Source organism: Streptomyces caniferus (assembly GCF_009811555.1).
GTDB classification, from domain to species: domain Bacteria; phylum Actinomycetota; class Actinomycetes; order Streptomycetales; family Streptomycetaceae; genus Streptomyces; species Streptomyces caniferus.
Genome location: NZ_BLIN01000005.1, coordinates 2,517,528 through 2,540,148, shown reverse-complemented (window position 1 = coordinate 2,540,148; position 22,621 = coordinate 2,517,528). Strand labels below are relative to the sequence as shown.

Annotated in this window: 20 protein-coding genes; 7 read left to right on the top strand and 13 right to left on the bottom strand. The window is 74.5% G+C overall.

The window, feature by feature from the left end; genetic code table 11:
* Positions 1-307: 307 nt before the first annotated feature.
* From Scani_RS27715 to Scani_RS27700, 4 genes are all read right to left on the bottom strand, one after another.
* A complete protein-coding gene (locus tag Scani_RS27715) occupies positions 308-1,012 on the bottom strand; it encodes a TetR/AcrR family transcriptional regulator (RefSeq protein WP_159480535.1) in 705 nt (234 codons plus the stop codon).
* Positions 1,013-1,060: 48 nt separating this feature from the next.
* On the bottom strand, positions 1,061-2,155 hold the full coding sequence (locus Scani_RS27710; protein WP_159480534.1) for a PDR/VanB family oxidoreductase: 1,095 nt from the start codon (positions 2,153-2,155) through the stop codon (positions 1,061-1,063).
* A 1-nt stretch (position 2,156) separates the two neighbouring features.
* Positions 2,157-3,071, bottom strand: a complete 915-nt coding sequence (locus Scani_RS27705; RefSeq protein WP_159480533.1) for a metal-dependent hydrolase — start codon at positions 3,069-3,071, stop codon at positions 2,157-2,159.
* Positions 3,072-3,180: 109 nt separating this feature from the next.
* On the bottom strand, positions 3,181-3,393 hold the full coding sequence (locus Scani_RS27700) for a hypothetical protein (protein ID WP_174872712.1): 213 nt from the start codon (positions 3,391-3,393) through the stop codon (positions 3,181-3,183).
* Here Scani_RS27700 and Scani_RS27695 point away from each other — a divergent pair.
* Entirely contained in the window at positions 3,345-3,767 is a 423-nt protein-coding gene (locus Scani_RS27695; protein ID WP_159480532.1) for a DUF4345 domain-containing protein, read from the top strand. The genes Scani_RS27700 and Scani_RS27695 overlap by 49 nt on opposite strands.
* Here Scani_RS27695 and Scani_RS27690 read toward each other — a convergent pair.
* The 3 genes from Scani_RS27690 to Scani_RS27680 form a co-directional block, all read right to left on the bottom strand.
* Positions 3,764-5,734 (bottom strand): hypothetical protein, encoded by a 1,971-nt coding sequence (locus Scani_RS27690; RefSeq protein WP_159480531.1) that lies wholly within the window; start codon positions 5,732-5,734, stop codon positions 3,764-3,766. The genes Scani_RS27695 and Scani_RS27690 overlap by 4 nt on opposite strands.
* 132 nt (positions 5,735-5,866) lie before the next feature.
* Positions 5,867-6,097 carry a DUF397 domain-containing protein gene (locus Scani_RS27685; protein WP_159480530.1) on the bottom strand — a complete coding sequence of 77 codons (231 nt, stop codon included), beginning with the start codon at positions 6,095-6,097 and terminating at the stop codon, positions 5,867-5,869.
* Positions 6,098-6,146: 49 nt separating this feature from the next.
* A complete protein-coding gene (locus tag Scani_RS27680) occupies positions 6,147-9,326 on the bottom strand; it encodes an alpha-N-acetylglucosaminidase (protein ID WP_159480529.1) in 3,180 nt (1,059 codons plus the stop codon).
* A 408-nt stretch (positions 9,327-9,734) separates the two neighbouring features.
* On the opposite strand from Scani_RS27680, the gene Scani_RS27675 reads away from it, so the two are divergent.
* From Scani_RS27675 to Scani_RS27665, 3 genes are read left to right on the top strand one after another with little or no spacing between them, the layout of a single operon-like run.
* On the top strand, positions 9,735-10,547 hold the full coding sequence (locus Scani_RS27675; RefSeq protein ID WP_159480528.1) for a GNAT family N-acetyltransferase: 813 nt from the start codon (positions 9,735-9,737) through the stop codon (positions 10,545-10,547).
* On the top strand, positions 10,544-11,503 hold the full coding sequence (locus tag Scani_RS27670; protein WP_159480527.1) for a lysophospholipid acyltransferase family protein: 960 nt from the start codon (positions 10,544-10,546) through the stop codon (positions 11,501-11,503). Before Scani_RS27675 ends, Scani_RS27670 begins: the two co-directional genes overlap by 4 nt.
* Positions 11,496-12,209, top strand: coding sequence for a DedA family protein (locus Scani_RS27665; protein WP_159480526.1), 714 nt, complete (start codon positions 11,496-11,498; stop codon positions 12,207-12,209). The genes Scani_RS27670 and Scani_RS27665 overlap by 8 nt, the downstream gene beginning before the upstream one ends.
* A gap of 13 nt (positions 12,210-12,222) precedes the next feature.
* On the opposite strand, the gene Scani_RS27660 is transcribed toward Scani_RS27665, so the two are convergent.
* The 4 genes from Scani_RS27660 to glnII all read right to left on the bottom strand — a co-directional run bounded on the left by Scani_RS27660 (position 12,223) and on the right by glnII (position 16,262).
* Positions 12,223-12,849, bottom strand: a complete 627-nt coding sequence (locus tag Scani_RS27660) for a winged helix-turn-helix domain-containing protein (protein ID WP_159480525.1) — start codon at positions 12,847-12,849, stop codon at positions 12,223-12,225.
* A 541-nt stretch (positions 12,850-13,390) separates the two neighbouring features.
* Positions 13,391-14,092: a rhomboid-like protein gene (locus tag Scani_RS27655; RefSeq protein WP_159482408.1), complete on the bottom strand. Its 702-nt coding sequence runs from the start codon at positions 14,090-14,092 to the stop codon at positions 13,391-13,393.
* A gap of 106 nt (positions 14,093-14,198) precedes the next feature.
* Positions 14,199-15,119 (bottom strand): DUF6891 domain-containing protein, encoded by a 921-nt coding sequence (locus Scani_RS27650; protein ID WP_159480524.1) that lies wholly within the window; start codon positions 15,117-15,119, stop codon positions 14,199-14,201.
* 120 nt (positions 15,120-15,239) lie between these two features.
* Positions 15,240-16,262, bottom strand: coding sequence for a glutamine synthetase (gene glnII, locus Scani_RS27645; protein ID WP_159480523.1), 1,023 nt, complete (start codon positions 16,260-16,262; stop codon positions 15,240-15,242).
* 399 nt (positions 16,263-16,661) lie between these two features.
* Here glnII and Scani_RS27640 point away from each other — a divergent pair, with 399 nt between their 5' ends.
* The 3 genes from Scani_RS27640 to Scani_RS27630 all read left to right on the top strand — a co-directional run bounded on the left by Scani_RS27640 (position 16,662) and on the right by Scani_RS27630 (position 19,650).
* Positions 16,662-17,630, top strand: a complete 969-nt coding sequence (locus tag Scani_RS27640; RefSeq protein ID WP_159480522.1) for a Gfo/Idh/MocA family protein — start codon at positions 16,662-16,664, stop codon at positions 17,628-17,630.
* Positions 17,631-17,694: 64 nt separating this feature from the next.
* Positions 17,695-19,251 (top strand): AMP-binding protein, encoded by a 1,557-nt coding sequence (locus Scani_RS27635; protein WP_159480521.1) that lies wholly within the window; start codon positions 17,695-17,697, stop codon positions 19,249-19,251.
* Between the two features lie 126 nt (positions 19,252-19,377).
* Entirely contained in the window at positions 19,378-19,650 is a 273-nt protein-coding gene (locus tag Scani_RS27630) for a hypothetical protein (protein WP_159480520.1), read from the top strand.
* A 93-nt stretch (positions 19,651-19,743) separates the two neighbouring features.
* On the opposite strand, the gene Scani_RS27625 is transcribed toward Scani_RS27630, so the two are convergent.
* Together Scani_RS27625 and Scani_RS27620 are read right to left on the bottom strand one after the other, a co-directional pair.
* Positions 19,744-20,325 carry a PadR family transcriptional regulator gene (locus Scani_RS27625; RefSeq protein WP_159480519.1) on the bottom strand — a complete coding sequence of 194 codons (582 nt, stop codon included), beginning with the start codon at positions 20,323-20,325 and terminating at the stop codon, positions 19,744-19,746.
* A gap of 28 nt (positions 20,326-20,353) precedes the next feature.
* A complete protein-coding gene (locus tag Scani_RS27620) occupies positions 20,354-22,369 on the bottom strand; it encodes an NADPH-dependent 2,4-dienoyl-CoA reductase (protein WP_159480518.1) in 2,016 nt (671 codons plus the stop codon).
* Positions 22,370-22,621 lie beyond the last annotated feature (252 nt).

Sequence of the window (22,621 nt, the reverse complement as noted above, 5' to 3'; positions counted from 1 at the left end):
ACCACTTGCCTGCACCTTCACCTGGCTTTTCCCCACCCCTCAACGGGAGGTGACGGGCCTGCGCGGGTGGGGGTGTCCGGACGTAAAGCGAAGCAGTCCGGACACCCCCACCCGCGCAGGCCCGTCACCGCACCCGACAGCCCCGCGCAGCGGCCCCGCCCGCCGCAGGCGCAACGGCGAACAACCACCACGGCGGGACAGGCAAAGCGCAGCGGACAGGCAAAGCGCAGCGGACGGGCACCGCGTCAGCGGGCGACACACGGCGAGCAACCACCACGGCGCCAAAGACAAAAACGTGGGACGCAAGCTAAGCGCAGCGAACCGGTTCGGGCAGCGCCACCAACCGTCCCACCAGATCCGCGAACATGCCGTCCGCCGGCTCGTCCGCGAGGATCTGGCGGACGACGCGGGCCATCCGTTCGTCGTACGCCGCACTCACCGCGGCCAGCGCAGCGAAATCGTGGACCAGCTGGCGTTGCAGCTCCGTGCGGGGAATCGGGCGGCCTTCGAGCCACAGCAGGGCGGTGGTCTCGGCGAGTGAGATCCAGGAGCGGACCACCAACTCCAGCCGGGGGGCGGGGTCGGGGATGCCGAGATGGGCGAGGATCTGCACGTAGGCGGCCTGCCGGACGCCGTCGATCATGGCGCTGGTGCGGGTCGAACCGATCGCCGGGCCGCCGCGCATCAGGGCCGAGAAGCCGGGTCCGTGCTCCTCGACGAAGTCGAAGAAGCGCTCCATGACGCGCAACAGCCTCGCCCCGAGCGGGCCTTCGTGCGGCTCCACGAACCGGGCCGTGAGCTCCTCGGCGGCCCGTCGCAGCGCGGCCTCGTACAGCTGCTGCTTGCCCGGGAAGTAGTGGTAGACCAGCGGCCGGGAGATGCCGGCCGCCTCGGCGACCTCGTCGATCGACACGTCCTCGGGGGAACGGTGGCTGAAGAGGTCGAGTGCGACGGCGATCAGCTGCTCACGCCGCTCCTCGACGCCCATCCTGCGGCGCGCCCCGGTGGTCATGCCGACCAGCCTAACCACCTGGGGCGCGGCACGGAATCACAGGTGGAATCACAGATCGAGCACAAGATTCCCGCCGCGGGCCCGCGAGACGCAGATCAGCAGCGAGTCCGCACGCTCAGCGTCCGTCAGCAGGTCATCGCGGTGGTCCACCTCTCCGGCCAGCACCCGTTGTTGGCAGGTGCCGCAGAACCCCCGCTCGCAGGAGTACGGCAGATCGGGCAACGCCTGGGCGCGGATCGCCCGCAGCGCACTGGTGTCCGCGGGCACCGACACCGTACGGCCGGTGCGCCGCAGCTCCACCTCGAACGGCGCGTTCCCGCCCGCCGGCGCGGGGGCGGCCGGCGCGAAGCGCTCGGTGTACAGGGTCAGTCCCCCGGTCACGGTCGGCAGCAGTGCCGCGACCGCGTCCCTCAGCGGCTCGGGACCGCAGCAGTAGACGGCCGCGTCCGGCGGGGCGGCGGCGAGCACGGCCGCGAGGTCTGGCCGCCCGTCCTCGTCCTCGGCCACCACCGTCACCCGGTCCGCGCCGGCCCCCGCCAGCTTCTCGACCTCCGCCAGGAACGGCATCGAGGCCCGCGACCGCCCGGCGTACACCAGCCGCCACGGCACGCCCGTCCGCTCGGCCTGCCGCACCATCGGCAGGATCGGGGTGATGCCGATACCGCCCGCGAGGAAGACGTAGGCGGGGCTGTCCCGGAGCGGGAAGCGGTTGCGCGGCCCGCGGACCTCCACGACCGCCCCCTCGTGCAGGTGCTCGTGCACCTCGCGCGAACCGCCCCGGCCGTCCTCGATCAGGCGGGTGGCGATGGTGTACGAGCCCGGCTCCGCGGGCTCCCCGCACAGCGAGTACTGGCGGACCGCCCCCGACGGCAGCACCAGATCGAGGTGCGCCCCCGGCTCCCAGTCCGGCAGGTCCTCCCCTTCCAGGCGCAGCCGGACCACCCCCTCGGCCTCCTCCGTACGCTCCGCCACCCGCAGCCGCCGGGCCCCGGTGTCCGCGCGGCCCCGCCCCGAGACCGGGGGATCCAGTGCGGGCAGCGGCCACAGCGGGGACGCCTGGACGCGGCGGCGCAGCGCCCGCCGGGCGAGCAGCGCCGCCGCGGCGGCCACCACGGCGGTACGGATTCCTGGGATCCGGGCCATCTCAGGCACCTCCGGCGGTACGGGCCTCGGCCGCGGTCGCGGCGGGGGAGCCGGCGAGGTAGGCGAGGGCCTGTGCGGTGCTGCCGTGGTGGGAGGGGTGGTAGTCGCGGCCGAGGTACTGGGGAATGGACCGGGCCATGGCCCCGACGGTCGGCAGTACCCCCTCCCTCCCGCCGCGCACGAACTCGCGGAGGCCGGCCCGGCCGTCGTCGAGCGAGGGGTCGTGGGCCAGGAAGAAGCGGACGCCGCGCTGCCACAGGAACACCAGCGCGGCGAACGCCGTGGCCCAGGTGCGGACCCGCCGCCGGTAGCCGCCGTCCAGATGCAGGAAGAGGTCGAACGCCACCGACCGGTGCTCGACCTCCTCGGCGCCGTGCCAGCGCAGCAGATCGAGCATCGTCGGATCGGCTCCCTTGGCGTCCAGGGCCCCGGCGTTGAGCACCCAGTCGCCCAGGAACGCGGTGTAGTGCTCGATGGCGGCGATCGTCGCGACCCGCTCCAGCAGCCACCAGCGGCGGGCCCGTCCGGGCGGCAGGGTGCGGTCCCCGAGCAGCTTCTCGAAGAGCCAGTCGACCTGCGCGGTGTACGGAGTCGGGTCCAGCCCCTGCGCCTTGAGATGCGGCAGGACGTCGTCGTGCGCCTGCGAGTGCATGGCCTCCTGGCCGATGAACCCGATCACGTCCTCCCGCAGCCGGGGGTCGCGGATGTACGGCAGCGCCTGCTTGTAGACGTGTACGAACCAGCGCTCGCCGGCCGGCAGCAGCAGGTGCAGCACGTTGATGGTGTGGGTGCTGGACGGATCGCCGGGGATCCAGTGCAGCGGGGTGTCCGTCCAGTCGAAGGCGACGTTGCGGGCCTTCAGCGGGGTGTGCTCGGACGCGGCCGGCTGGGGCCGCAACGAGGCCGTATTAGACATGGCGTCAATGTACTGGCGGGTAAGGAGTTGGCGATACCCCTCGGGCGGCGGAAGCTCGGGCGACGGCCGGGAGTTCGGCGGAGGGCAGGAGTCCGGCGGGCTCGGGCGCTCAGTCGGTGTCGGCGTCGGTCTCGGTGGGCCCGCGCCCATGCGCCCTGGAGCCGTCCCCGTCCTCGGCGGCCACCAGGCGGTCGAGGTCCATGACCGGCCGCAGCGCTCCCAGCAGGGCGCCGACGCACATGTCGTGCAGCTCGGCGCGGCCGAACGCCCGGTGTGTCAGCCAGTCCGCGCAGAGGGTGCGGACGAACACCAGCCAGCTCATCAGGGTCGCCGACACCATTTCCCGGGGGCGCGGCCGGCGCGACCGTGGCCAGCCGGGAGCGGTTCTACGGAGCGGTCTTCCTCGGCTACGGCCTCGCCTGGATCTGGGCGGCGCGGCAGTCGCCGGTCCCGTCCGCGGCGGTGCGGTGGCTCGCCGCGATCTTCCTGCTTGGTGGCGTCGGCCGGCTCCTGTCGATGGCGTTCCACGGGCCGCCGCAGGGCTTTCAGAGCGTCCTGACGATCCTCGAACTCGCCCTGCCGCCCGTGTACTTCTGGCTGTCGGCCGCCGATGAGCGGGCGGTGGCGGCCCGGACCCCGCAACGGCGTACCGGCCCCGCGGGCGCCGGACGACGGGACTTTGCGGACACCCCCTAGCCCACCGCCTCAATCCCCTTCCCGTTCGCCAGCCGGCCCTTGAGTTCCGCGCGGTCGCCCGTCTTCGCCGGGAGGGTCAGCAGGCGGCCGGGGGTCCGGCCGTGCACGCTGCCGGTGGCGGTGATCGAGGCGACCTGGTGGCTGCCCGCCGCCAGCAGCCACCACTGCCCGGAGGCGGACTTCCACAGCACCCCGGCCAGGGCCCGCGGCGCCCGGGGCCCGCAGGCCGTACCGCCCTCGGCGCGCGCGGCGACCGTGCCGGTCGCATAGGGCTGCCCGGCCGGTGCCGGGGTCTGGATCTGGGCCATGGTCCGGCTGCCCGGCCCGCGCCAGGTCTCGGCACGGGTGCACAGCCAGGCCGCGGTGCCCGCGCCACCGGGCAGCGGCTGATGCGCGAACTCCCAGGCGTTCACCGCCCGGACGCCCTGGCCGCGCACCGCGGCCAGCTGGCAGGCCGTGCGTGCCCAGGCCCTTTCGGCCCGTGGTGCGGTCGCCTCGCCCGGCTTGCGGGGGGTGCCGTACGTCAGCCGTGCCGGGGTCAGTTCGCCGAGATCGGTGAGCAGCCGGCCGCCCACCCGCAGCGCGGGCCAGGCCGCGCACTTCTCCGCGGTCTGCGCTGTGGGCACCGGATCGGTCATCCCGCTCGGCCCGATCCGCACCGGTCCGCCCGCCGCGTCCGGCTTGACCAGATCGACCAGCCGCGCCGACTTCACCCAAGGGGCGGTCAGATACCGGACGTTGCCCTGCGTACGGCTCACGACCAGCGCGCTCGCCGAATCCGCCGCCGCGCCGTCGGTCCGCGCGAAGTCCACCGCCGCGCCCGTGCCGTCGCTCTGCCCCTCGCCGTCGGCCGCCTCCGCGTAGCGCACCACTCGGAGTCCGTCGTGGAAGAGCACCACCACGACGTGGTCCACGACGCCCGCGAACAGCAGTTGGGCCGGGCCCGCCGCCGGTCCGGTCGGGGTACCGGGCGTCGCCGAGACCGGTACCCCGGCGCCGGGCCTGGCCCACACGGCCAGCGCCCGCCGCAGCAGCGCCCGGTCGTGGATCCGGTCGCCGCGGGCGGGCCAGGCCGAGAAGTCCTGCCGGGCGGCGTGCTTCCAGGCGGTCGCGGAGGACACCGCGAGCTTTCCGGGGTCCAGGGCCGCTTCGGCGGCCGCGTTGCGCGCGTAGGGCGGGGCGGCGGCGCCGTCCGGGCCCCACCCGTCGCCCGGCAGTCCCAGCAGCGCCCCGCACACCAGCACCGCCGCACCGGCGGTCAGCACCGCCCGGCCGTGCTGCCGCCGCCGGATCAGATCCGGCGGCCTGGCCTGCAGTGCGCACGGGTCGAACTCGGGCGACTCCAGCAGCGACCGGTCCCGGCTGCCGGCCGGCGTCTTGGCCCGCTCGGCCTCGTCCAGCGCCTCACGGGGGTGTGCCACCCCGGCGGCCTCCAGCACCCGGCGGGTCTCGGGCGCGCTCAGCCGCTCCAGATCGCGCAGCACGAACGCCGCCCGCCCCGGCCCGGACAGCGCCGACAGCGACTGGTCCAGCGCGAGTTCGTCGGCGCCGCCGGAGCGCGGGAAGAGCCGCAGGCCCCAGACCTGGGGGAGCGGGGGCGGCACCGTCGGCAGCCACCGGCGCGAGCGGCCGGCGGCCAGGGCGGCCCGCAGGACCCGCAGCCGTACGAAGGCATAGCTGGGGTCGATCGCCGCGTCCGTGCCGGCGCGCTGGGCGGGCAGCCCCAGACCGCGGGTGGAGCTGCGCTGGCGCGGCAGCGTCCGCTGGACCACAGCATGCGCGGCCAGCACCCGCCGGCCGCGCCCCTGGCCGGGCGGCAGGACCAGATAGGCCAGGCGCACCAGCCGGGGGTAGTGCTCGACCAGCGCCGCCTCGGCCTGCTCGACGTCGATGACGTCACCGATGTCCTCGAGGCTGCCGGGGGAGGTGCGGTCCGGTCGCTGGGGTGTCGCTTGCTGCTGCTTCACGTTCGGTGAAACGAGTGATTCCTGTGATGGTCACCGGCCCCCGCGCGGGGCCCTGACGGGTGACCCGCACCCGGCCGCGGCCACCGCGGTGCGCCGACCGCGGTGGCCTCAGGACTGCCGGACCGGCCGACGTCAGCGCTGCAGGTCGAACTCGCCGTCCCGCGCGCCGAGTACGAAGGCCCGCCACTCGGCCTCGGTGTAGCGCAGTACCACATCGGGGTCCGTGGAGTTGCGCATGGCCACCGCACCCCGCTCCAGGAAGGCGATCTCCACGGCCTCCTCGGCCTCGCCGGGGGCGCGCTGCCAGGTGGCGTCGGAGATGTCGAGGGCGTAGAGCCACTCCTTCTCAGCTGCGGCACTCATACCGTGATCCCCTCGCTCGTGGTGCGTTCCCGGTCAGCGTACGCGGCGCTCAGGCGAGCTTCCAGCGGCGGAATTCCGCCGTCCCGCGGTCCCCGGTAGCGGAGTTGGCGGCGGACTGGTGCAGGCCGGTGTCCTGCCGGGCGGCGGCTCCGGGGACGGTGACGGTGGCGATGTCGCGCCAGGTCGCGCCGTCGTCGGTGGAGCAGGAGCCGGTGTACGTGCCCGCTGCCGCGCCGTCCTTCCCGCGGGTCAGGCGGAGCAGGACGGGCGCGGTGACGCCGGTGATCCGCCGGTAGGTGTCCAGGGCGCCGTCGCCGTTCGCGTCGTAGGACAGCACCACGCCGTTGGCGGGGGTCACGGACAGGTTGAGGAAGCCGAGGGCGTCGGGGGCACCGGGGGAGGAGGGCGCGGTGAGGCGGTTGCGGACGACGAGGCCGGCGCGGGCCCAGGGGCCGGTGGCGTCCTGGGAGGTCACCTCGACGGTGACCGAGCCGCCGGCGGCGAGCGCCCCCGGCCGGTAGACCGCACCGAACTCGGCGGTGGCCTTCCACAGGTCCGCGCCGCCGCCGTTGACGGCCAGCCGGTCGTCCAACTGGCCGAAAACCGCCGCATTGGTGGTGACGGTCCTGAGCTCCGGATCCAGCGGCCCCGCCACGAACAGGGTGCCGTGCTGCGCCGCGCGGACCCGTGGCTCGCCCTGGGGGCCGTAGTCCACGGTGAGGTCGTAGGGGAGCGGGTGCAGGGGGGCCGTCAGGGGGCCGGTGGGGGCGGTGACCCGCCAGCGGGCCCGGCCGGTGCCGCCGGGCGGGAGCGACGGCAGCGACACCGGGCCCGACGCGGTGGCCCCGACGCCGGTCAGCGCGAAGTCCACCCGGCCGGTCGCCCGCAGCCCGTTGACGTTGCGCAGCGCCGCGGTGACGGTCGCCCGGCCGCCCGGCGGCAGCGCGGGCGGATCGGCGGTGACCGTGACGGTGCCCTGGTAGGGAGCCTTGGCGAGGATGTCGTGGGCCCGCCGCGCGGTGCGGTACGCATCGGTCGTCGGGCGCAGCGGATGGCCGGTGCGCGCGCGGGTCCAGGGCTCCTCCAGGGCGTACCAGTCGAAGGTCCTCGGCGGCCGGTCCGCGGCCAGCGCGTCCGCGAGTTCGTCCAGGTAGGCCTGCCACTGCGGGAGATGGACCTCGCCGATCAGGCCGTGCCAGTCGCGGTTGGCGTAGTTGGCGAGCGAGCCGCCGTCGGCGGTGGCCCGGTCCGCCCAGGTGGTGATCAGCGCACGGGCGCTGTGTTCCAGCCGCGCCTCCTCCTCGGCGCCGCTCGCCATCGCCCTGGCCTCCGCCAGCCACGGCCCGAGCAGGAAGCGCCGGTGCGCGCCGGTGACCTCGTCGCTGAGCCGCATCAGCCGCAGCCACAGCCCGGACAGCGCGCCGAACGCCGCCTTGTCCTTGCGCCGGTAGGCCTCCTGGAGCTGCCCGATCAGCTGCCAGGACCGGTTGGCCAGGGCCTGCCGGGCGGCGTCCGTCAGGTCGTGGCGGTAGGCGTCACTGCCGCGCAGCGCGGGGCGGACCGTCAGCAGCGCGGCGAAGGCCGTGTCGAACGCCGCCGGGTCGAAGGCCGGGGTATGGGTGGCGTAGACGGTGCCGGAGCGGGCGGCCAGCGAGGGGCGGGCGGCGAAGACCGAGTCGTGCGGCCGGCCGTCCTTGCTGGAGATCTCGTACGCACTGGTGCGCAGCGCGGCGTACGCGGCGCGGGCCCCGCCGTCGCGGGCGCCGTAGCGCAGGTCGGCATAGCCGTCGAACCAGGCGGCGCGGTCCACCGGCCGCTCCCGCCAGGCCAGTTCGCTGAACAGCTCGAACGCGGCCGGGTCGCGTTCGGCGGCCTCCGGCATGTACGCGGTCCCGGCGAGTTTGCTGCCCGGCTTGTCGCGCCAGGCGGTGAAGCGCTCGGCCCAGATGTGGGTCTTGGCGCCGAGGGTCGTGCGGCCGCCGAAGTTGGGGATGGAGCCGAAGGCGTACGGCACCCCGCCCCAGTCCCGCTCCCGGTCGGTGACGGTGTCCAGGTCGCTGAGGCCGTCCACGATCAGCATCCGGTCGTGGTCGACGGCGTCCAGCAGATCGCGCCGGGGGTTGGCCTGCCAGCCCAGGATCACCCAGGTGGCGTCGGGGCGGGCGGTGCGCAGCGCCTTCTCGACGGCGCGGGCGGCGTCCGGCACGGGCACGTCCCCGGGGTCGCCGCCCTCGTGCAGCAGATCCATCTTGAAGTGGTCGGCGGGGCCGAGGAGTTGGAGCTGATGGCGGTAGAAAGAGGCGGCGGCCGTGGCGAAGGCGTCGGTGCGCGGATCGAGCCAGTCGGGTCGCTTCAGGCCGGACCAGGTGCCCTGCGGGACGGTGCGTGCCCCGGGGTTGCGGGCGGCGAAACCGTCCGGGACGGTGCCGAAGTAGCCGGGAAGGACGGGGTGCATGCCCAGCTCGCGCAGCCGGTCGGTGATCCTGCGGCCCAGCTCGGCGCGCTTGTCGATCAGCCGGGGGCTGAGCGGGCCGTCGTAGCCGCTCATGTTCTGCAGCAGCCACCACGGCTGGTGCGAGGGCGCCGGGAGCCAGGCGCGGGCCTCGGCGTCGGAGTAGCCGGAGTCGGTGAGCAGCCGGTGGTAGACGGCCTCGGCGCCCGGGGTGACCAGCACCTCGTTCACCCCGTGCAGGGCCAGCACATCGAGCAGCCGCTCCCAGCGCGGCCAGTCCGCGTACGGGGCGGTGTAGCCGTCATGCGTGTCATTGAGGGCGAAGCGGTGGCGCAGCGCGGTGGACCGGTCGACCGGCGCGGCCGGGGCGGGCAGCCGGCCGGGAAGCTCCACCTGGTCGCCGGCCCAGGACAGATGGGCCCGGCAGGTGTACTTGAGGTACCAGTTGACGCCGGTGAGCAGGACCGCGGGGGTGGTCCCGGAGACCGTGATCCGGCCCGCCCGGCCGTCCACCCGGAAGCGGTCGGTGCCGCCCTCCGGGGCGAGCGGCACCAGCTGGAACTGGTCGGCGTGCCGGGGCAGCAGCCGGGTCAGCGCCGCCCGCGCCGGTGCGGTGTCGTACGCCGGTGCCCGCTCCGGGCGGCGGGCGGGCTCCCCGGCGGCCGCGGCCTCGGCGGCGGAAGCGGCGGAAGCGGCGGGGGCGCCCCCGCCGAGCGCCGCCCCGGCGCCGATCGCTCCGGCAGTTCCCAACAGTGCGCGTCGTGACGGTCGGCTCACGTGTGCCCCCCAGGGCTCGGTGGTATCCACAGTCCGGTGCGGGGGCACGCTAACGGTCGGTCAGCCGCGGTCCAAGTAGGCGAGGGGCCCGCACCCCGGCTCCACCAAGATCGGCACGAGCGGCGCGGCCGGCCCCGCGCCACGGCCGGTGCGGCCCGGCCCCCGGAGCGCGGCGACCAGTGTTCCGCGGACCCTCATCCGTTCGCTCCCTGCGCTTCACGCGCCCGGCCGGCGGGCACGGGAACAGTCTGCAGCGTAGAGAAGGCCAGGTCATGGGGCTGCGCCGCACCCCAGGGGCGTACCGGCGACGCTGCCGAGCAGCCCACCGGCCGCCCGCCCGGCCCACCGGCCCGCCGTCTCACCGCCCGTCGACTCGCACAGCCTCCCCACTCCCCAAGGAGGGCTCTCATGAGCATGGCATCGACCGCGTCCGCTGCCGTCCCCCACACCACTTCCCTCCCCCGCACCGCGCCCGTCCCCACCCCCGCCCCCGCCGCCCCAGCCGACCCCGGCTACACCGCGGCGATCGCCGACACCCGCGAGCAGATCCGCGCCGCACAGCGACTGCGCCACCAGGTCTTCGCCGGCGAGATGGGCGCGACCCTGCACTCCCCGCTGGCCGGCCACGACATCGACGCCGTCGACGACCTCGCCGACCACCTCGTCGTCACCCACACCGCCACCGGCGACGTGGTCGGCACCTACCGGCTGCTGCCGCCCGGCCGCAGCCCGCGGCTCTACTCCGACGGCGAGTTCGACCTCGGTGCGCTGGAGGAACTGCGCCCCTCCCTCATCGAGGCCGGCCGCTCCTGTGTCCACCCCGCCCACCGCAACGGCGCCGTCATGGCCCAGATGTGGGCCGCGCTCGCCCGCTACACCCTGCTCTCCGGCAACCGCTACCTCGCGGGCTGCGCCTCCGTCCCGCTCGCCGACGGCGGCACCGCCGCCGCCCACGCCTGGGGCCTGGGCCGCACCCGCTACGCCGCCCCGCCCGAGCTGCGGGTCACCCCGCACCACCCCTGGCACGCCACCGTCCCGGTCCCCGAACGTCCCGCTCTCGCCCAGCTGCCGCCGCTGCTCCGCGGCTATCTGCGCATCGGCGCGTTCATCTGCGGCGCGCCCGCCCACGACCCGGAGTTCGACGTCGCCGACTTCTTCGTCGTCCTGGACATGGAACGGCTCGGCGACCGCTACCGGCGCTACTTCCTGGGGGAGCGGTGAACGGTCCCTGGGACGTCTGGTCCGACTGCACCCCGGACTGCGCCACCCACGCCCTGCCGCGCGTACCGGCGACCCGCATCGCCCGGCGCGGCGCCGCGTTCGCCCGCTCCGTACGGCGGGCGCTGACGGACGGTGAGCGGATGGCCGATCCGGTACGGCTGCGGGCCCACGCCGCCGCGCTGCTCGACGCGCTCGGCGTCCGCGTGGAGGGCGCTGCCGCGCTCACCGCCGGGAACGGCCCCGGCACCCTCGTCGTCGTCAACCACATCTCCTGGCTCGACATCCTCGCCCTGCTCGCCGTCGAACCGGTCACCCTGCTCGCCAAGCGCGAGGTCGGCGCCTGGCCGGTCGTCGGCGGCCTGGCACGCAGGGCCGGTACGCACTTCATCGACCGTACGAGCCCCCGGCGGCTGCGGCACACCGTCCGGGAGGTGTCCGAACTGCTCGGCTCCGGGCGGTCGGTGGCGGTCTTCCCGCAGGCCACCACCTGGTGCACCGCCGACCGGGGCGGCTTCCGCCGGGCCACGTTCCAGGCCGCCCTCGACGCGGGCGCGCCGGTCCGCCCGGTGACCCTCGACTACACCCAGCAGGGCCTGCCCAGCACGGTGGCCGCGTTCTGCGGCGAGGACACCTTTGCCGCCTCGCTGCGCAGGGTGCTCGCCGCCCGCGCGCTGACCGTGCGGGTCACGGCACATCCGCTGCTGACGGCGGCGGACGGCTTCCCGGACCGTCGGGAACTGGCGGAACGCGCGGAGCGCGCGGTGCTGGGCGGCCGGCCGCAAGCGGGGGCGGGAGCGGGAGCGGTGGTGCGGCGGGCGCCCGCGCGAGCCGCACTCCGGTCCTCCCTCCCGGTACCGGAATCCCCGGTACCCGGCTCTCCCGTACCGGCCTCCGGGCCGGTGCCGGACGCTCCCGCGCCGGACGCTCCCGTGCCGGACGCCCCGGCCCATGTTTGAGCAACTGGACCAGCTCACCGAGCCCCTGCAGGGCATGCTCGGCTCGCCCTGGCTGTGGCTGGTCGTCCTGCTGGTGTCGGGCCTCGACGCGCTGCTGCCGTTCATGCCGAGCGAGACCACCGTCGTCCTGGTCGCGGTGCTCATCGGCCCCGACCTGCCGCTGCTCGCCCTGCTGGCGGGGGTGGCGGCGGCCGGGGCGCTGGCCGGGGACTGTCTCGGCTACGCCGTGGGCCGGTACGCGGGCGAGCGCGCGGTCGCCCGGCTGCTGCGGGGCGAGCGCGGCCGGGCCCGGCACTCCAGGGCCCGGGCGCGGGTCGAACGGCATGCCGCCCTGCTCATCGTCGCCGGCCGATTCCTGCCCGGCGGCCGGGTGGTCGCCGCGCTGTCCACCGGGAGCGTCCGCTTCCCGCTGCGCCGGTTCGTTGCGCTGGACGCGGTGGGCGCGGGCATCTGGGCCGTGGGCAGTACGGCCCTCGGCGGCGTGGGCGGCACGGCGCTCACCGATTCCCCGGCGGAGGGGATGCTGCTGGCCTCCGGAACCGGGCTGGTGGTGGCGGTCTGCGTGGGCGTTCTGCACCGCCGGTCCGCACCGGGGGACGGGGAACGGGACGCACCGAAGCGGTGCGGGCCCCGGATGCGCACGGCGGCCTGCCGGGCGGGGGAGTGCCTCCCCGCCCGGCCGCGCCCTCGCCGGGAGGGCGTGTGAGCCCGGCCCCGGCTCAGACGCCCGGCACGTACTTGTAGCCGACCCGCCGCACCGTCACGATCGACGACCGGTGCGCGGCGCCCAACTTGCGCCGCAGCCGGGCGACATGGACATCGACCGTCCGGCCGTCACCGACGTGCCCGTAGCCCCACACCGTGGTCACCAGCTGGTCGCGGGTGTGCACCCGGTGCGGATGCGCCACCAGATGGGCCAGCAGCTCGAATTCGAGGTACGTCAGGTCCAGCGGCTCGCCCTGGACCTGCGCGGTGCGGTGTTCGGGGTCGATCCGCACGATCTCGTCGCCGACCGGCGCGCCCGCTCCGGGCCCGGCGGCCGGCGGCGGTGGGGCCGGGGCCTGCGCGGCCGGTACGAGGACGAGATAGCCGACCATCGGCGGCTGGCCGGGCAGGGCGGGCAGGCTGTGCTGCGGGGCCGGGAGCCAGGTGGCGCCGGAGTCCAGCAGCTCGGCGACCGAGGGGGCGCCGTCGAGCGCGGTGCCGCCACCCGGGGTGGCGGCCGGCGCGGGGTGGGCCTCGCCCGGTGCCACGGCGCGCAGCCGGTGGCGAGGGGGGTGCGGGGCCGGGTGGGCAGGGAGCGGAGCCGTCGCGGAACCGGCGGTGAGGGTACGGACGTTCGTCATCGGAAGTCAGCTCTTTCGCGCAGAGGGGCGTCGGGGACGTCGTACGCGCGGGCAGGGCAGGAAACGCCGGTCAGCGGCGTCGGTGAGGCGTGTGCGGGCCCGCGCTCAGTGCGCGCGGCAACACAGACGGTCGAAGGCGTGCGCCTGCCGGGACGGCCAGAAGGGCTCGAGGTCGCTGCGACCCGTCGCGGTGTCTGTGAGGCTGGCCATGGCCCTATTGAACCAGACGGTCGGTGATCTGTCCCTCGGGTGGCGGTCCCTGTGACGGGATTCCGCCGCGCCGAGCCGCGCAGGCGCCGGGACCCGGTGACGGCTCGGTCCCGACTCCGCGTCTGCGCACAGGAGTTGACGGGCGCACGGACGCCGGGGACGGTGGCCGGAATTCGCTGTGTGCCGTATATGGCCCTCGTTTCGGTGGGGGAGGGGGCGAGAGCAGGCGTGGGCGACGCTCATACTCCGGCCCGTCCGCCCGTCCGCCCGTCCGCCCGTCCGCCCGTCCGCCCGTCCGCCCGTCCGCCCCCGCTCAGCTCCCCGTTCCCGCTCAGCTCCCCGTTCCGGCTCGCCTCCCCTGCCCCGTTCGCCTCCCCGCTCCCGCCCGCATCCCCGCCCCCATTGCCACTCCGAGCGCGAGCGCCACCAGATGCCCGACGTCGGTGAACGTCCGCCCGCGGCGCAGCACGGGCCGTACCCCCAGCGCCAGCAGGCCGGCCGTCGCCGCGGTCCGTGCGCCGCGGTGCGGGACGGTCGCGGCGAGAGCGCCCACCGTCGCGTTGAAGCCGTAGCTGGCGCCGACGTCGATGGCCCGTGCGGTCGCGTCCGGCCCCTGGTCCGTGGACTCGACGGGGTGTGCGGACGCGGCTCCGGCGGTGGGCGGGGGAGTACCCCTCGGCGTCCGTGCGCGCAGGGCCGCGTAGACCAGCAGACTGGCCCCCACGTGGCCGGCCGCGAACACCCCTGCCGTACGCCATGCGCCCCATCGCCACTCGGCCGTGCCGAGGGCGGCGAGCAGCCCGGCGCCGTACGCCACCGGCAGCGGCTCCTCGACGAACACGGCGCTGGTGGCCAGCGTCTGCCACCGGCCGGCCCGCAGGTTGTCGACGTTGGTGGAGTGCGTCCGCAGCAGCTCCGTACGCCGCGGGCCGGACAGCCGCGCGGTGGCGTACGCACCGAGCTGTACGGCGCCGACATAGAGCGGCGCGACCCAGGGCACGGCGGCCGGCAGCCCACGAGGGAGGCCGGCCATCAGACGACGCGAGGCGGCACGCGCCACGGGGCCACCGGGCACCATCCGCGAGGCGGCACGCGCCACGAAGCCTCCAGGTCTCTTCCGCGAGGCGGAGCCCGGCATCTCAGCCACCCGTCCTCGGCAGCCGCTTGCGCCAGTCCAGCGGGGCGACCTCGATGACCCGGTCGGGGTCGCCGTCCCACTGGGCCGGCAGGCCCGCCCCGGTGAACGCCGCCACCACCGCCCGCCCGATGCCGGCGCGGCCCTCCGCGGAGTCCTCGCCGGTGTCCGGGTACGCGCCGTAGCGCACGGACAGCCCGTGGCCCTCCGCGGCCGCCTCGGTGTCCTGGAAGTGGAAGAAGACGAAACCCCGGTCCGCTGCGGCGCGTTCGGCTGCTATCTCGCCCCGTGCGCAGGTGCTGCAACAGCTGAAATGCATCCGGGCGGTCAGCCCCTGGGAGTTCAGCGCGTCGAAGGCCTGTGCCACCCGGTCGGCGTCGGTCACCTCGGGCCAGTCGGCCTGCTCGGCGAGCCGCTCCTCCCACAGGCCCCCGACGATCCGCCGCGCCTCGTCCAGCGAGACCGGGTCGTCCTCGGGGCCGACGGAGTCACGGACGCCCTGCACGACCTGGTGGAAATCCCGGAAACCGCCGTGAATGTCCTTACGGGCCTGCCCCTCGGCGGCCGCGCGGGTCTCCGGAGTCAGACCGGGCGTGGCGTACAGATCCGCCCGCTGCCAGTCGAGCGCCGTACGCCAGTCCTGGCCGCCGCGCGCCCAGTCCAGGAACATCTCGACGACCCGCTCGGCGTCGTCGCTCTGCGCCCGGAAGTGCCGCTCCGGCCCACCGTCGCGGTGCTCGACCGCGAACGGCCCGTCGCCCTCCCGCCAGGTCTGCACGAACACCTGACCCTCCTCCGGGAGCCGCTCGACGACCACGAAATGATCGTCGTCCGCGCCGATCCGCCGCAGCAGTCCGGCGAGTTCCCCTTCGGACGGGCGTGATCGGTCCGGCCCGGACTCGGTCGTGACGCTGATCTCAAGCATGCCCCCAGCGTGCCAGCCGCCACTGACAAGCACCCCCCGAGCTGCCCGTCGGACGACCGTGGGCACGGCGAAGGGGCCGGACCGCACCGGTCCGGCCCCGCACCCGCGGTCCCGCGGGCGTCAGATCTGCTCGCGCCGCGCCAGCTCCGTGCAGCAGGTGTCCACCATCAGCCGGGTGACCACGTACGGGTCGACGTTGGCGTTCGGCCGGCGGTCCTCGATGTAGCCCTTCTTCTCGACCTCGACCTGCCACGGGATGCGCACCGAGGCGCCGCGGTCGGAGGCGCCGTAGGAGTACGCGTCCCAGGGGGCGGTCTCGTGCGCGCCGGTCAGCCGGTCCTCGATGCCGGTGCCGTACTGGCGGACGTGCTCCAGGGGCTTGTCGTCCAGGCCCAGCGCCTCGCAGGCGGTGATGATCGCGTCGTAGCCCTCGCGCATCGCGCGGGTGGAGAAGTTGGTGTGCGCGCCCGCGCCGTTCCAGTCGCCCTTGGCCGGCTTGGCGTCCAGCGACGCGGTGACGCCGAACTCCTCCGCCGTACGGTGCAGCAGCCAGCGCGCCACCCACATGTGGTCCGAGACCACCAGCGGTGCCAGCGCGCCCACCTGGAACTCCCACTGGCCGGGCATGACCTCGGCGTTGATGCCGGACAGACCGAGACCGGCGGCCAGGCAGAGGTCGAGGTGCTTCTCGACGATCTCGCGGCCGAAGATCGCGTCCGCGCCGACGCCGCAGTAGTAGTCGGCCTGCGGTGCCGGGAAGCCGCCGCCCTCGGGGAAGCCGAGCGGGCGGTCGCCCTTGAGGAAGGTGTACTCCTGCTCGATGCCGAAGATCGGCTCCTGGTCGGCGAACCGCTCCGCCACCGGGCGCAGCAGCGCACGGGTGTTGGAGGAGTGCGGGGTGAGGTCCGTGTTGAGCACCTCGCACAGCACCAGCAGGTGGTCGCCGCCGCGGATCGGGTCCGGGCAGCTGAAGACCGGCTCCAGTACGAGGTCCGAGGAGTGGCCTTCGGCCTGGTTGGTGCTGGAACCGTCGAAGCCCCACCGCGGCAGCTCGCTGTCGTCGGACAGGATCCGGGTCTTGGAGCGGAGCTTGGCGGTCGGCTGGGTGCCGTCGATCCAGATGTACTCGGCCTTGATGCTCACGGGGTCCTCATTCACGGTCGGTGCGGGTACGGTGCGGGCGTACTGCCGCACTCTCGCAACGCGCCATTTCTCGTCCGTTGCCCGTTTGTGAACCACAGGTTACCTAGCCGGACATCCAGCCGTTCCTAAGGATTTTCGCCCCAAGAACCTGGGATTCCATGCATCAATGTGCCCGTCTTCACATCATTCCGATGTGACGCAGGCCTCAGGCCCGCCGTTTCGGCAGCCCCGTGAACCCCAGGTGCTCCCTCCGGCGCGTGAACTCCTCGCCGGTGATCCCCCTCGCCTCCGCGGTGCGCCCGAGCTGCCGGTCGTGCGTCGCGAGCCGGTGCGGCACACGGCCGCGCCGACCGCGCCGCGATCAGCCGTCCCGCCCGCCCCGCGCGGGACACTGGCCCCATGACGACCCCGCGTATCGGACTCCTCGGCACCGGACCTTGGGCGCGGCGCGTCCACGCCCCCGCCCTCGCGGCCCACCCCGGCGTCGAGTTCGCCGGCATCTGGGGGCGCAGGGCGGAGGCCGCCGCCGCGCTGGCCCAGGTCCACCGCACCCACCCCTACGAGAGCCCCGACGAGCTGTTCGGGGCCTGCGACGCCGTCGCGATCGCCCTGCCGCCGTCCGTCCAGGCCGCGTTGGCGCTCCGTGCCGCCGAGGCCGGCTGCCACCTCCTCCTGGACAAGCCGGTGGCCACGTCCGTGCCCGAGGCCCGTGCCCTCGCCGCGGCCGCCGACCGGGCGGGCATCGCCTCGGTGGTGTTCTTCACGGCGCGGTTCGGGGAGCAGGAAGGGGAGTGGATCGCCGCGCAGGCCGCGGTCGGCGGCTGGTTCACCGCTCATGCCGACTGGCTCGGTTCGGTCTTCGCCGAGGACAGCTCCAGCCCGTACGCCCACTCGCCCTGGCGCCGCGAGAAGGGCGGCCTGTGGGACGTCGGCCCGCATGCGCTGTCGGTGCTCCTGCCGGTCCTCGGCGACGCGGAAGCGGTCACCGCGACGCGGGGGCCGGCCGATGCCGTACTGCTGACGATGCGGCACAGCAGTGGAGCGGCCAGTTCGGCGACGCTCGGGCTGACCGCGCCCGCCGCGGCATCCGGCGTCGAGGTCACCCTCCGCGGCACCGCGGGCATCACCTCCCTGCCCCGTCGCCAGGACGGCCCCGAAGCGGCCTACCGGCACGCGATCGACGCCCTGCTGGCCGCCGCCGAGACCGGACTGCCCAATGCCTGCGACCTCCACTTCGGTCTCCGGGTCACCGAAATCCTGGCGGCCGCGGAGGAAGCGCTGTCCCCGGCCGTGCCCCGGGAGTCACCACCGCTTATGCCTCAGGGGGCATCACCACATGGCGAAATTGGTCGTGGAGGGCATCAGTGAACGTCCGTAGCGTCGGTGCCGTGACCGCTTCGTCACGCACCCGCCACCGGACCAAGGGACCCTCATGACGCCCGCAACCGGCTTCACCAGCTATGTCGACGCCGTCCTCGCCGTCCTCGCCCGTGACCCGTCCCGCACCGTGGTGGCCATGGGGGAGGGCGGCGAAGAGGTCACCGCCGGTGCCCTGCACGCCACCGTCCACCGCATGGCGGCGGTGCTCGCCGGCCACGGCATCGGCCGCGGCCGGACCGTCGCCCTCCTCAGCGGCAACCGCCCCGAGGTGCTCGCCGCCCGCTACGCCGCGGGCCTCCTCGGCGCCCGGGTGGTCTTCCTCTACGACGGCATGGCCGCCGGGACCCTGGCCCGGATCGCCGGCAGCGTGGAGACCGCCCTGCTCCTGGTCGATCCCGCCCTCCACGACACCGCACGGGCCCTGCTCCGGCACACCCGGGGCCCGCTCCCCGAGGTCATGACCCTGGGGGAGGGGGCCGCCGAGCTGGGTGCCGACCTGGTCGCCGCCTGTGCCGCCCTCCCCGCCACCCCCGAGGTGCCGAGTGCGGCGCGCCCCGAGGACGACTGGTGCATCCGGCACACCGGGGGCACGACCGGCATCCCCAAGGGCGTCCGGATGCGACACGCCCCGTATGCCGCGCTGGTGCTCCACCAGCGCATGGAGGCCGCCGGTGATCCGCCCCGCTTCCTGGCCTGCACCCCGCTCGCCCACCTCGCGGGCATCCTCGCCGACACCACGCTCGCGGCCGGCGGCACCGTCGTGCTGCACCGCGCCTTCGACCCCACGGCCGTACTCGCCGCCGTCGCCCGCCACCGCATCACCCACCTCTGGCTGCTGCCCCCGCTCCTCTACCGGCTCCTCGACGACCCCACCCTCCCCACCACCGACCTCACTTCCCTCAGCCGCATCTCCTACGGCGGCTGTGCGGCCTCGCCCACACGGCTGGCGCGGGCCGCCGAGGTCTTCGGCCCGGTCCTGTTCGGGCTGTACGGCCAGGCCGAGGCGATGTCGATCACCGAGGCCCGACCGGAGGACCACCTCCGCACCGGCCCCGGCGGACGGATCACCGTCGGCCGCGCACTGCCCGGTGTGACCCTCGCCGTGCGCGACGCGGACGGCCGGGACCTGCCGGCGGGGGAGCGGGGCGAGGTCCATGTGCGGTCCGCCGCGGTGATGAACGGCTACTGGAAGCAGCCCGAAGCGACCGCGCGGGTACTGCACGACGACGGCTGGCTGCGCACCGGCGATGTCGGGGTGCTGGACGACGAGAGCCGGCTCTACCTCGTCGACCGGGTCAAGGACCTGATCATCGTCGTGGGCGGGCATGTCCACCCGGCGGAGGTCGAGGACCTGCTGCACACCCACCCGGCGGTCGCCCACTGCGCCGTCTACGGGGTGCGCGGGGCGGACGAGACCGAGGAGGTGCATGTGGCGGTCGTCCCCGCCCCGGGGCACTCGGTCGACACCGACGGCCTCCGCGCCTTCGTCACCGAGCACAAGGGCGCCCTGTACGCCCCGGCCGCCGTCCGCGTCCTCGACGCCATCCCTCTCACCCCCGTGGGCAAACCGGACAAGGCGCTGCTGCGCGCCGCGGCCGCGACGGCCTGACGAGAAGCCGTCCGCTAGGCCCTTCTGCGCACCCCAAATCCCCTCTGGCCAGGGGCTTTTGTCAGTGGTCGGCAGTAGAATGGGAACCAGTCAGTGAGGGTTCATCCACGCTTCAGGAGGTCGCCGATGACCGCTGCCACACTCATCACGAAGCCTCTCCCGGCCCACCCGCTGCCCAAGAAGCCGCTGCCCGCCGGATGGCCGCGCGAACGGTACGAATCGCACAACCGCCGCCTGAAGGCCATGCGGCTGGCCATAGCCCTGCTCGACACCGGCGTCTACCGCCCCGAGCAGGCCCACAACCGCACGATCCGCAGCACCGCGGCCGAGATCGGGGTGCACGCCCCGTCCGACACCACCTGCCGCATGGTGCGCGCCCTCCTCTACGACCACTGCTGATACGACCACCGCTGACGGCTCCCCGGCACACAACAGGGCGGCCGGTCCCGGGACTTCCCCGGGGCCGGCCGCCCCTGCCGTACCGGCGCACGCTCAGCGGGCCGAGCCGTCCCCGGGCCCGTCCCGCCGGTCCGCCGCCGCGGCGTCCATGTCCGTCACCTCCGCCAGCGCCTCCGCCAGCCACTCCACCCAGAAGGTCTCCAGACCGATCCCGGCCCGCAGTACGAGCCGCCGCAGCCGGTCCTCCGGATCCGCCGCGGCACCGAAATCGCGGTCCTCGATCTCCTGGTACTCCGCCAGCTGCCGCCGGTGCAGCGTCAGATGCCGCCGCAGCTCCTCGTCGAGCCCGGCCCGCCCCACCACCGCCGACGCCCGCAGCCGCAGCAGCAGCGCGTCCCGGATGGGCTTGGAGTCCTGCTCGCCACCGGCCCAGCGGGTCAGCTCGCTCCGTCCCGCGGGCAGCACCTCGAACTCCTTCTTCTGCCCGCGGGAGGGCTGCGCGCTCGGCAGCGCCCGGATGAACCCGGCCTGTTCCAGCTTTCCCAGCTCGCGATAGATCTGCTGGTGCGTGGCCGACCAGAAGTAGCCGATCGACCGGTCGAACCTGCGGGTCAGCGCCAGCCCCGACGACGGCTTCTCCAGCAGGGCGGTGAGGATGGCGTGCGGGAGTGACATACGGCAATCCTAGGCAGCCGGCGGCAGGTCACAGGGCCGCCGCCAGCTCCGTCCCCTGCTTGATGGCGCGCTTGGCGTCCAGCTCGGCGGCGACGTCCGCACCGCCGATCAGGTGCACGGCACGTCCCTCGGCCCGCAGCTCCTCGTACAGGTCCCGGCGCGGCTCCTGCCCGGTGCACAGCACGACGGTGTCCACGGGCAGCGTGCCGGCCGCGCCGTCGACGGTGACGTGCAGGCCCTCGTCGTCGACCCGGTCGTACGTCGCCCCGGCGACCATCGTCACGCCGCGGTGCCGCAGCTCCGCACGGTGGATCCAGCCGGTGGTCTTGCCGAGGCCGGCGCCGACCTTCGACGTCTTGCGCTGCAGCAGGTGCACCTGGCGCGGCGGCTTCGGACGCTCGGGTGCCCGCAGCCCGCCGCGCTCGCCGTAGGCCGTGTCGACGCCCCAGGAGCGGAAGTAGGTCTCCGGGTCCTGGCTCGCCGCGTCACCGGCGTCGGTCAGGAACTCCGCGACATCGAAGCCGATGCCGCCCGCCCCGAGGATCGCCACCCGCTCGCCGACCGGCGCGCCGCCGCGCAGCACATCGAGGTAGCTGACCACGCTCGGGTGGTCGACGCCCTCGATCTCCGGGGTGCGCGGGGTGACACCGGTGGCGACCACGACCTCGTCGTACGCGCCGAGGTCCCCGGCCGCCACGGGGGTGTTCAGCCGGACCTCCACGCCCTGCCGCGCGAGCTGCGTACGGAAGTAGCGCAGCGTCTCCTCGAACTCCTCCTTGCCCGGCACCCGCTTGGCGAGGTTCAGCTGCCCGCCGATCTCGTCCGCGGCGTCGAACAGCGTGACCTCATGGCCGCGCTCGGCGGCGGACACGGCACAGGCCAGTCCGGCGGGCCCGGCACCGACCACCGCGAGCCGCTTGCGGCGCCGGGTGGGGGACAGGACCAGCTCGGTCTCGTGGCACGCCCGCGGGTTGACCAGGCAGGACGTGATCTTCCCGCTGAAGGTGTGGTCGAGACAGGCCTGGTTGCAGCCGATGCAGGTGTTGATCTCGTCGGCCCGGCCGTCCTCCGCCTTGCTGACGAAGTCCGGGTCGGCCAGGAAGGGCCGGGCCAGCGACACCATGTCGGCGCGCCCGTCGGCGAGCAGCTCCTCGGCCACCTCGGGGGTGTTGATGCGGTTGCTGGTCACCAGGGGGATGGTGACCGAACCCATCAGCCGCTTGGTCACCCAGGTGTAGGCGCCGCGCGGCACCGACGTCACGATGGTGGGGATGCGGGCCTCGTGCCAGCCGATACCGGTGTTGATGATCGTGGCGCCGGCCGCCTCGATCTCCTTGGCGAGCGCCACCACCTCCTCCAGCGTCGAACCGCCCGGAACGAGGTCCAGCATCGAGAGCCGGTAGATCAGGATGAAGTCCGTGCCGACGCGCTCCCGGGTCCGGCGGACGATCTCCAGCGGGAAGCGCACCCGGTTCTCGTACGAGCCGCCCCACCGGTCCGTGCGCTGGTTGGTGGCGCCGACGATGAACTCGTTGATCAGGTAGCCCTCGGAGCCCATGATCTCGACGCCGTCGTACCCGGCGGACTTCGCGAGCTCGGCCGCCCGCACATAGTCCTCGATGGTCTGCTCGACCTCGTCGTCGGTGAGCGCATGCGGCGGAAACGGGCTGATGGGAGCCTGGATCGCGCTCGGCGCGACCAGGTCGGCGTGGTACGCGTACCGCCCGAAGTGCAGGATCTGCATCGCGATCCGGCCGCCGGCGGCATGCACCGCGTCGGTCACGGTCCGGTGCTGCGCCGCCTCCGCCTCGGTGGTGAGCTTGGCGCCGCCGTCGTAGGGCCGGCCCGCCTCGTTCGGCGCGATACCGCCGGTCACCATCAGGCCGACGCCGCCCCGCGCACGGGCGGCGTAGAAGGCGGCCATCCGCTCGAAGCCGTTCTCGGCCTCCTCCAGGCCGATGTGCATCGAGCCCATCAGCACCCGGTTGGGAAGGGTCGTGAACCCGAGGTCGAGCGGGCTCATCAGGTGCGGGTACTGGCTCATGGGGCCCTCCTGGCGCGGTGGTGGTGACAGCAGTTGTAGACCAGCCGGAGAGCCTTATGCAACAAGTTGCAAAAAACGTGACGCAGGCGACGTGGACGGCGCCGGCGACGCGGCGGATGCGGAGGCCGCCGCCCGCGCGGACGACCCGGACGCCACCGACGCGCCCCCGCGTGCCCCGGTGCGCCGCCTCCTCGCCGCGCGCCCCTCACCGCGCGCACCCGCCGCGTCGGCGCAGTGTGACGTATCACAGAC

What these genes read in the sequence shown, in the direction of transcription:
- Scani_RS27715 (WP_159480535.1), bottom strand. Translation starts at nt 1,012, where the DNA reads ATGACCACCGGGGCGCGCCGCAGGATGGGCGTCGAGGAGCGGCGTGAG.
- Scani_RS27710 (WP_159480534.1), bottom strand. Translation starts at nt 2,155, where the DNA reads ATGGCCCGGATCCCAGGAATCCGTACCGCCGTGGTGGCCGCCGCGGCG.
- Scani_RS27705 (WP_159480533.1), bottom strand. Translation starts at nt 3,071, where the DNA reads ATGTCTAATACGGCCTCGTTGCGGCCCCAGCCGGCCGCGTCCGAGCAC.
- Scani_RS27700 (WP_174872712.1), bottom strand. Translation starts at nt 3,393, where the DNA reads ATGAGCTGGCTGGTGTTCGTCCGCACCCTCTGCGCGGACTGGCTGACA.
- Scani_RS27685 (WP_159480530.1), bottom strand. Translation starts at nt 6,097, where the DNA reads ATGAGTGCCGCAGCTGAGAAGGAGTGGCTCTACGCCCTCGACATCTCC.
- Scani_RS27675 (WP_159480528.1), top strand. Translation starts at nt 9,735, where the DNA reads ATGAGCATGGCATCGACCGCGTCCGCTGCCGTCCCCCACACCACTTCC.
- Scani_RS27665 (WP_159480526.1), top strand. Translation starts at nt 11,496, where the DNA reads ATGTTTGAGCAACTGGACCAGCTCACCGAGCCCCTGCAGGGCATGCTC.
- Scani_RS27660 (WP_159480525.1), bottom strand. Translation starts at nt 12,849, where the DNA reads ATGACGAACGTCCGTACCCTCACCGCCGGTTCCGCGACGGCTCCGCTC.
- Scani_RS27655 (WP_159482408.1), bottom strand. Translation starts at nt 14,092, where the DNA reads ATGGCCGGCCTCCCTCGTGGGCTGCCGGCCGCCGTGCCCTGGGTCGCG.
- Scani_RS27650 (WP_159480524.1), bottom strand. Translation starts at nt 15,119, where the DNA reads ATGCTTGAGATCAGCGTCACGACCGAGTCCGGGCCGGACCGATCACGC.
- Scani_RS27640 (WP_159480522.1), top strand. Translation starts at nt 16,662, where the DNA reads ATGACGACCCCGCGTATCGGACTCCTCGGCACCGGACCTTGGGCGCGG.
- Scani_RS27635 (WP_159480521.1), top strand. Translation starts at nt 17,695, where the DNA reads ATGACGCCCGCAACCGGCTTCACCAGCTATGTCGACGCCGTCCTCGCC.
- Scani_RS27630 (WP_159480520.1), top strand. Translation starts at nt 19,378, where the DNA reads ATGACCGCTGCCACACTCATCACGAAGCCTCTCCCGGCCCACCCGCTG.
- Scani_RS27625 (WP_159480519.1), bottom strand. Translation starts at nt 20,325, where the DNA reads ATGTCACTCCCGCACGCCATCCTCACCGCCCTGCTGGAGAAGCCGTCG.
- Scani_RS27620 (WP_159480518.1), bottom strand. Translation starts at nt 22,369, where the DNA reads ATGAGCCAGTACCCGCACCTGATGAGCCCGCTCGACCTCGGGTTCACG.